Raw genomic sequence first — 8,840 nt, forward strand, 5'->3', positions numbered from 1 at the left:
TTAACGTAATATTCTAGCTTTTTGCTCAGAAAACTCTCTATCTGTAATGACGCCTTGGCGTCTTAATTCATTTAGCTTACTTAATTGATCAGCTATATCCGATTGAGGTCTACTATTGAAGTTTGAGTATTCTAATTGATGTGTGCGGTTGTAGTTCCTTACTTGGATACCTAAGGTAAAAAGATCAATAAGTAAACCGATACCTAGAAAACCAAAGGTAAATATATATAAGATTCCCATTAAGTTTTTATCTAAATAAAACTTATGTATACCTAAATAGCCAAAAAAAATTAATAATACATATGCTAAGCCAGTAGATTTCATGATAGTTGTTATGTTGATTATTTGGCAAAAATACCTTTTTTAGAACAATAAAAGTTATTAAATGGTGTATTAATCTATTTTTCCGTTTTTTTTAATGAAAGAGTTACTGTAAATAAAAGTTATTCTAGTGTGATTTTAATCTTTGCCGCAAAGTTTAAAATAGATAGTAGGTGTTATTTTGTATATTTATTTTCATTTGATAGAGTATAAAAAGAGCCTGGCTAGGTTGTTTATAAAGTATTGAATATTATTGAAGTAATGTTTTTAAAAAGCTTACTTTTCGGGAATAATTGCTATATTTAATTTAAATAGTAAATCTAAGCATATGGAATTCAAACTTGATAAACGCAAAGTAATTACTTTTGCTTTTAGACTTTTCTTAGTGGGAATAGTAATTGGGGCTTGTGTAGCCTTTAACCAGTAGATTTTCAAAATGTCATAGCTGCTATGAGATTTGTTTTTCTACCAAAATAATCTTTTTAAAATAGATGATTTCATTCTAGGGAACTATCTCAAAATGTCCCTAGTAGAAATAACTATACGATGTCCATTTCACTCGTTTTCGATTTTCAGTAAATTTCTGATCCAAAGTATAAAACTGTTTGTATTTTCTACCTCTAATGAAAGGATAGGAAATAGTACATTTTTCGTTGAAGTTTATTAGATAGTATTGCTTTTAATTAATAATCTAGTCTTTTATTAATTCTATCAACATTCATATCAATTATTTCTTTTTAGTGAAAATACTTTGTTGGGACGAAAAAACAAATGGAATTACTCTTAAGTATTAATTTTTTTAGTTCACATTTATCTGTCTCTTTCTCTACATATTTAACCTATTATGTATGCCTATATTTTATAAAATCATGGAAAATAGGGATTTCACTTTATACCCCTAAGTACTACCTTTACCTTGTTATAATAGCTCGGGATTGTGCCTATAGCTTTTAAATAAAATAGAATGCAAAAGAAAACGACTTCTTTACTTGAACAAATACAAAATCGCTTAGATAGTTTAACCTCTAATCTAATTAGTGATATAGAACTTATTGGCCAAGAGACTTTATCAACTATGAATAGTACCTCTAGTAGTGATAAAGTGAGTACTATCTATTTTGAATATAGTTTTGAGGACTTACAACTTTACTATTGGAAAGAGGATCAAAGTGGGGATCTAATTGGTTCTTCTGTCACTCAGCTTCCAACACATAATAAAGAAGGAGTTTTACCTAAAGTCCTTTTAGATAGTATTATGGATTTAGAAGATGACTTATACCTGGAAGATAAATTATCTGATGAGGATATTTTAGATGAAATAGAACACTTCAACCAGCAAAGATGTGATATGTTTGAAAAGTGGTTCTTGTCTTGTTGGTCTTTAGCAAGTGGTAAGGATAAATGCAATACAAAGGCTTATTTCAGCGTGCATGATAGCTACTTTAAAATAGAGTTAAACTAAACACAGATGATAACACAAGAATTAGAAAATATTCTACCAAAAGATAACCTATTAGAGGTAGAGGGTAGGTTAATCACTAAAATAGAGAATAAGCCTTTTAATATGGCTAATAAAAATACTTATGAACCACTATTAGAGCTATTAGAAATTCTTTTTATAAGAGAATATCCCAACTTCGAGTACTGCGTAAAAATAGGACAGCTTTTCTTAGAAAATGAAGTTACCTCTATACATAGTAATTACCGTTATTTTAGGGAAGTAGCTTTATGGTATCTAAGCTTTGTAGACTCTAAAGAGAATAAAGAAAAGGTATATACCATCCTAACGGATAAAGGAGATGCGGTGCTTAGAGAAAAAAGAATCACACGTATTTGTAAAGAGGAACATGTAGAGGCTGCTTTAAATAAATATAAACAGAGCAAAGACGACCTAGATTACTTTTATTATGGTACAGGAGTCATTTCAAAATCATTACAAGTATTAGTGCATGTAAACAAGAATACAGAACAAGGACAACGGTTAATTGCTTTAATAAAGCAGACTATACAAGACGTGAAAGAAGTTTTACCACGCCTTAAAGCTGTTTAATATAAAAGATGCTAAAAAGGGTAGCATCTGTTGACAAAGACACTCTCAAGCGAAAAGTTAAGTAGTAAGAAGTATTCTTAAAAAGATGTACAAAAAGCTGAATATGGAAAGAAACACAATGATAGAGCAGATGCTCACTCAAGTAAAACAAAAAGAAGACCAGTGGTACTCTCATAAAGTTATATACGCTTTACCTGAGTGGTTTAGTTTAGTATGTGATGCCAAAGAAGTAGCCTTATTGGCTGTTCATGGTAAGGAAGGTTTGAAGGTAATTAGACAAAGAATAGATTTTAAAGTAGATTTTTACAACGAAGAATCTATTCTTTACTATTTTAATTTTCTAGATAATCAAATGGATAAAAGCCTACCTGTTGTGGGGTATGTTCTATTTTATAATGAAAATATTATAGCTCAAAAAGACAAGAACTATAAAAAGGAGCTGACGTCTTTCGAACTAGAGGAAATCCGCAAGTATAATTTAGAGAGAGATAAAGTAAAGATTTCTACTAATTACTTTGACACAAACTTCAATATGATAGATACATTTGAATAAAGCTTTTACCTGTCTTTCAATTTGCATAACAAGTAGCTACCTATGTTTCTTAATTAAGTAAGAAACAACTTCGTAAAGTAGCTAATGTTTAATGGTTCACATGTTTTGTGTTAGATAACTTTTATTTGAAGTTATCCTTTATAAAATAAAGGGAATCGGCTAGTACAACGTAGAACTATAGCTTAGGGCATAATTGTAAAAAGGAAGCAGACAAGCACTCTATTAAATAAATAAAGGATGTACGAATTACAAAAGAAATATAACCAGTTATCGAAAGAGTTTAGGACTAGTAAGTACAAGGATAATAGCTTATTGACTGATTTGTTTACGCTTAAAGAGCAGATGGAACAAAAGGAACTTCTTATAGCAGAGAAAGAGATTTTAGTAGGGCTTTATACTCTACTTGAATTTCATCAGCAGGCTTACCAATTATACGAAGAAATTGCTGATATATCTATTTTCAAGCAAGCAGCTCGTTTAAATGTATTACAAGAAAAGGCAGTCTTGATTAAAGATACTTTTGCTAGAAAAGATCCAAGAGAGCCTATAGTAATCCACACTCCTACAATCTTAGAATTATCTGATTTTATTGAGTCGGATAAAGCGTATGCATATCATCTAAGAAATAAGGAAGTAGTTGTATTTCAAAAGAAAGTTTCCTGTGATAGGGTTTACTTATACAAGGAACAGGAAAAAGAGTTAAACGCTCTTGATATTAAAATGATCAATGATGCATTAGCTAAGATGGCAAATTTTAAAGAAGAACTTATTCTATTTTATAATAAGTCATTTGAAGCTTCACTAGGGTTAAATGCTAACGCAGATTGGTATACTACTCTAGAGGTATTTAGCCTACATTTTAACTTATATGGCCGAGATGATATGGAAGTTAGAATTACAGCAGGGGATAATAATTTAGTAGATCACCTTTTAGATATTTGTGTAGATAACCTAGAGGTAGTAAGCATGGATTATGATGGATAAATACAAGGTAAATATGGCTTTAAAATGGAAAATCATGGGCTTATTATGCATATTTAGTTTTCTTAGTTGTTCAACATCTTCTTATAGAGTACAACTTGAAACAGTTTTTTCTACCCCTTCTTTGCAAAAATCATCAGATAATGATTTTAGCTCCAGTAAAACAATGGAAATAAGCCCTGGTATGCTAGAGCCTAGTATTATTGTTTTACATGAGAGTAAGAAGAGTTTAGAATATCAGTTACAAGGATTTTTATCTTCTTCTGGATTAAGAGCTCAACGAATAGCAAAGATTACTTTGGATAAACAAGTCAAAGGAGACACTCTTTATTTAGTGCATATTGTTGAGGTTGCTAGAGTAGCAGGAAAAGAAGGTAATAATACCATTGGATATAATTATACTAAAAAGCAAAGAGTGGATATTCCAGAAAACACAGCTGCTATAGAAATTGAATTATATCAAAAATTACCTAGAAGTGATTTTGGTTCTCCTGAGGATTCCATTTCTCTAAACCCCTTAGCATCTATCGTTATTACTACAAATCAATAGGTATTACCTTAAAATAGAAGATGAAAAGTAAAACTCTAAAGTTTTGTATCGGTGTTTTATTAGTAGTTGGTATTAGCATACTATTATGGGAGAGCTGCTTTAAGCAAACTCACAATAGTGTAATAGTCACTCTAGAGGATGGATTATCTATTGAAAAAGTCGAGATACAACGCGTTTCTCATTCTATTAATTCTACCTCTGATCAAAAGCTTTTTACAAAAGGACTTAAAGACAAGGTGTTTATAAATGGGAAGGCTGAGGTATTTGAGAAAAAGGTAGGGGAAAATGATTTCTTAGTTGTTTATGATAATAGCTACTATACCATCTTCCGACATTTTATTTTGAATGACTATTATAATGGGATACCAGGTGGTCATACGTATCATTTTACCCTTTCTAGAAGTAGTGATACTTTCTTACTAAAAGTGGATATAGAGGGAGAATTTGAAAACTACTTTGAGTTAGAGATGATTCCTGTAGAGTTAGCTCCATATAGCATTTGGACAAAGACAATAGAAGTTGAACAGATAAACTTGTAGGACCTAAAACACAAGGAGACACTCCTAAAGGATTGAAAAATTAAAAAATGAGATAGGAATGAATATAGAAAAATTTAAATATTTAGTAGAGCAAGTTGAACAGGTAGGTGAGGAGGTAGAGTTCTTCGGGAGTGCATCTGATAAGGCTATTCAAGAACTTGGTGAGCGTTTACAAGTAGTATTAGATCAGCAGATTTGCTCTTATTTGAAAGAATTTGGTGGAGGTGGTATTATAGAGGAATTACATACTAATGGGATATGGGATCAAGATGCAGTAGAGGATAATATTTATACCTTAGAAGGAGCTACTCTTTATGGCAGAAAGTATTATAACTTACCGCATAATTATGTTGTAATAAGTAGTGATTTTTTCAATGGTTGTTGGGTATTAGAATGTAGTAGTCCATTGCAAAACCCTGTGTATAATTATAATTGCGCCTTAGAGAAAATTGAGAATAAAATATTCGACTCTTTTGAAGATTACCTCCTAACTCAGTGGCAAGGTTTTGTAAATGAGATACAAGGGGATTTTTAGTAGGGCTCTATGTATTTTATAAAATATCTATAGAGTAGGGGGGGATTAGTCTATTACAACTACCAATTTTCTTTTAAGAGTAAAAGCCTCTTAAAATCGTTTTTATCTTAGTTTTAAATGTTTTAAAAAAATAATTTTAAAGTATAAATACAAAATAATGTATTAAAAGAATCATGTTAATTTGTTGTTTTAGTTGGATTTAGGTATTTTTATAAAAAAGAAAATATGAGAAGTTTATTGTTTTTGCCTTTACTTTGTTTTTGCCTTTTGCTTATGGCATGTCAATCTAGTTCTAACCAGTATACAATCGATAATCCAACTGATCAAGCAATAAGTGTCTACATTGACCAAACAGCTTATGATATTCCTGCCAATAGTAAATTGGATGTAGATATCAAATTTGGAAAACACACTTTAAAATACCTAGACCAAGAGGTTAACTTTCACAATGGAGGACGTGTAAATAATTCTACTGCTATTATTAATCCAACACAGAGCTCTTATGTTTTTCTAAAAACTTTGTTTGTAGATAAGAACGATTCTAGAGCTACTCCAGAGTTTATTGCGCATGCTACAAGAATACTAAGTGATTCTGTACAACTAAGTTTCAACGATACAATAACAAAATTATTTGTTCCTTTTAAAGTGAGCAATCAATTATTTATACAGAAATCGGACTTTGATTGGGACTTTGGATTAGACCAGGATTTACCACAAGAGATGTTATTAAATAGTCCTTTAGTTACTAGGCAGAATCGCCATTTATTAGAAGACAAAAACTATCAGCAAGGTAAATTCCAACAGTCAGCTAATAAGTTATTTAGAGAGCAAGAATTTAAAGATTACCTAAGTCAATTTCAAGACGATAAAATAGACTTTATTGTAACCAAGTTACCTTATAACGAATTGCCAAAAGTAAGTGTTTCGTTGGTTACTGTACAAAACATTGAGGATCCTTTATTTGCCAAGGCAATAAATGATAATCTAGCGCAATTTTATCAATGGCAAGATGCAAAGGGGAGTAGTTCCGTTCAAGGTTTCAAAGACTATTTTTTCTCAAGTCACTTAAGAGATATGGAAGCGGAGTTTAGAGACAAATATCCAAAGACATATACTTTTCCTGAATCTGTAAGGGAATTGCGAGAGCAAGTCAATCCCTTTTTACTTTATCAGTTAAATATAATACCGTAATAGGACGCTAATAAAGCCAATCAAGAAAATTATTTGAAGTATTATTGTCTAATAACTAAAGTGAAAATAGCTCTATTATAAGTTGTTGAGTTATTATAACCTATCTATAGGCTTCCCTTTTTTAGGGAGTTCTACAGATGTCCTTGTGTATTAAAATTTAGGGTTTTTAATATCTAGTAAAGTATTTATTCTAATATATACTTAACATTTACTTCAGCTTCAAATTTTATTTTTTGGAATTCAGTATACATGGGCTCTATTGATTTTGCACCATATAAACTTGACATCCCTCGAATAGTAATTCCTAGAGCTTGACCTTGTAATGCATTAGAAATAGAATTATCATCTGAAATGTAAATTGCTTTTCCTACTTTTTGTTGTAGTGGTTTAGCTAAACTCTCCGCTGTTAATTTGGATTTTAATACAGCTTTTGATTTTAATTCAAGTAAAAGTTCTTGTGATTTAGAATATTCTGTTCTCTCAATATTTACATTTGAAATCCCTACATTTTCTAATTCAGTTAAAACTTTTGCGGCAGTCACTGCGTCTCTAACTAAAAGAGAGTACATTTTTGTTTTTATCACACTTTGTCCTTTCAAGAAATATTGCTTGAAATTACTTGAGAAGTCTAATAAGGATAAGTCTTTGTGAGTATCTATATTTAAGTTCTTTAATACTGATTCTAATTGTCTTTCTTGCTCCTCAACAGATTTCTTATTTTTTGAATCGCTTTCATTTAAATGGATCGAAATAAAAATTTTGTCTGGTATAACTAAAGAGTCTGCTCTAGCAGTTGTTTCAATAAAGGGTTGATCTAGATAATTTTTCTGCGCTAATAATTGGCTTGCAGAGAAAAGGAAAATAAGAAATAAAAGAGTTTTTTTCATAGTCTTTTTTATTGGGGAAATGTTAGTTAAATCTTGTTCTTTCATAGATTCATTACAGAATTTTGGAAATTCAAATAGTTGATACTAAGGTTGATTATAGGTTAAAAGAATCTAGGTTTAGAATTATTAAATCTACAAAAATAATAAATACAAGCAGCTATTAATTAGAATAATATGTCCATGTATAAGTACCCTCTATCGTACCATTTAAATGGTACTATCTATTTGCTTAAACTAAAAAATATATCAACATAAAAAAAAGCCAGCTGATCTTAAAGGGTTTTAAATCAGCTGGCTTCTTTGTCATGTAATGCCTATTTGGTTGCTAATCTCAGATATAATCTGATATGTACTCTTGAATGAAGGACTTTGTCAAATCTTCAACTGGGATATCAGGATTATCAGGGATCTGCATTTCTAAGTTGATTACTATGCAAGCCACTTCTGATTTGAATATTCCTAATTGACTCCACTCTTGTACTATATCCTCGTAATTTTCATATAGTTCAGACTCTACACTATCCAAAAGCTCATTACTATAATTTAATGCTAGAAAAGAAGATAGCTCTATTCTGCATGCTTGTGGACTTAATCCTTCTAACCTTTCTTCGATTTCATGGTAGATATCTTCAATATTTGGTGTGAAAACAGGGTTGTTCTCTAAGAACCAGCTTTTAATGTATTTTTTAGAATATTCCATAGTTTTTGATTTTCAAGATAGGTAATTATTATAGTTATTGATGGATAATCATTTCTATTTATAATTAAAAAAATAAATTTCTATCTTTAGATAATATCCAAAATGTATAGATAATGCGTAAGACTCTATTATTTTTCTTTTTATTGATCACAGCATTTATTTATGCACAGGTGATTGATAATCAAATTAAACTTTCGGTTTCTCCTTCTGTAAGTAGGACGCAAGAAAATAATGCTGTAATAGAAAAGCTGACCTTATTTCTTCAAACTAAGAATGAAGATCTATATTAGCCCCTAAATAAGCTGGAGTGAAATTAATAAATTAATTACATAACTTTGGACTTATGAAATACAAGAAATGGAGCTTATCTGATAAGCTATCAATTTTACAGGAAGCAGAAGAATACGGGGCAATAGAAACTTGTCGTAAACACAGTTTAAGTACAGGTACTTTCTACTCATGGAAGAAGAAATTCGATTCTCAGGGAGAATCGGGATTAAAGCCTGCTGTATCTGATAAATCAAAAGAACTTA

Annotated in this window: 13 protein-coding genes; 10 read left to right on the top strand and 3 right to left on the bottom strand. The window is 30.5% G+C overall.

Going from position 1 to position 8,840, the window contains the following annotated elements; genetic code table 11:
• Positions 1-324: an NINE protein gene (locus tag ACYSNM_RS10815; protein WP_461752855.1), complete on the bottom strand. Its 324-nt coding sequence runs from the start codon at positions 322-324 to the stop codon at positions 1-3.
• A gap of 961 nt (positions 325-1,285) precedes the next feature.
• Between ACYSNM_RS10815 and ACYSNM_RS10820 the strand changes: the two genes are divergently transcribed.
• From ACYSNM_RS10820 to ACYSNM_RS10855, 8 genes are all read left to right on the top strand, one after another.
• A complete protein-coding gene (locus ACYSNM_RS10820) occupies positions 1,286-1,783 on the top strand; it encodes a hypothetical protein (RefSeq protein ID WP_461756922.1) in 498 nt (165 codons plus the stop codon).
• Positions 1,784-1,789: 6 nt separating this feature from the next.
• Positions 1,790-2,371 carry a hypothetical protein gene (locus tag ACYSNM_RS10825; RefSeq protein WP_461756923.1) on the top strand — a complete coding sequence of 194 codons (582 nt, stop codon included), beginning with the start codon at positions 1,790-1,792 and terminating at the stop codon, positions 2,369-2,371.
• 103 nt (positions 2,372-2,474) lie between these two features.
• Positions 2,475-2,924, top strand: a complete 450-nt coding sequence (locus ACYSNM_RS10830; protein ID WP_461756924.1) for a hypothetical protein — start codon at positions 2,475-2,477, stop codon at positions 2,922-2,924.
• Positions 2,925-3,161: 237 nt separating this feature from the next.
• Entirely contained in the window at positions 3,162-3,908 is a 747-nt protein-coding gene (locus tag ACYSNM_RS10835; RefSeq protein ID WP_461756925.1) for a hypothetical protein, read from the top strand.
• Positions 3,898-4,455: a hypothetical protein gene (locus ACYSNM_RS10840; protein WP_461756926.1), complete on the top strand. Its 558-nt coding sequence runs from the start codon at positions 3,898-3,900 to the stop codon at positions 4,453-4,455. The genes ACYSNM_RS10835 and ACYSNM_RS10840 overlap by 11 nt, the downstream gene beginning before the upstream one ends.
• A gap of 20 nt (positions 4,456-4,475) precedes the next feature.
• Complete coding sequence (locus ACYSNM_RS10845) at positions 4,476-4,994, top strand: hypothetical protein (protein ID WP_461756927.1); 519 nt, start codon at positions 4,476-4,478, stop codon at positions 4,992-4,994.
• Between the two features lie 58 nt (positions 4,995-5,052).
• The gene (locus tag ACYSNM_RS10850; protein ID WP_461756928.1) at positions 5,053-5,529 is read left to right on the top strand and encodes an SMI1/KNR4 family protein; all 477 of its coding nucleotides are present in this window, start codon (positions 5,053-5,055) and stop codon (positions 5,527-5,529) included.
• A 225-nt stretch (positions 5,530-5,754) separates the two neighbouring features.
• Positions 5,755-6,720, top strand: coding sequence for a hypothetical protein (locus ACYSNM_RS10855; protein WP_461756929.1), 966 nt, complete (start codon positions 5,755-5,757; stop codon positions 6,718-6,720).
• Positions 6,721-6,905: 185 nt separating this feature from the next.
• On the opposite strand, the gene ACYSNM_RS10860 is transcribed toward ACYSNM_RS10855, so the two are convergent.
• The gene (locus ACYSNM_RS10860; RefSeq protein ID WP_461756930.1) at positions 6,906-7,607 is read right to left on the bottom strand and encodes an SIMPL domain-containing protein; all 702 of its coding nucleotides are present in this window, start codon (positions 7,605-7,607) and stop codon (positions 6,906-6,908) included.
• Between the two features lie 331 nt (positions 7,608-7,938).
• A complete protein-coding gene (locus tag ACYSNM_RS10865; RefSeq protein ID WP_461756931.1) occupies positions 7,939-8,307 on the bottom strand; it encodes a hypothetical protein in 369 nt (122 codons plus the stop codon).
• A 113-nt stretch (positions 8,308-8,420) separates the two neighbouring features.
• On the opposite strand from ACYSNM_RS10865, the gene ACYSNM_RS10870 reads away from it, so the two are divergent.
• Positions 8,421-8,597 (top strand): hypothetical protein, encoded by a 177-nt coding sequence (locus tag ACYSNM_RS10870; protein WP_461756932.1) that lies wholly within the window; start codon positions 8,421-8,423, stop codon positions 8,595-8,597.
• A gap of 53 nt (positions 8,598-8,650) precedes the next feature.
• Positions 8,651-8,840 (top strand): transposase (locus tag ACYSNM_RS10875; protein ID WP_461755984.1); only part of this gene is annotated, 190 nt, incomplete at its 3' end.

The sequence above is a fragment of the Myroides sp. LJL116 genome, from assembly GCF_054871685.1.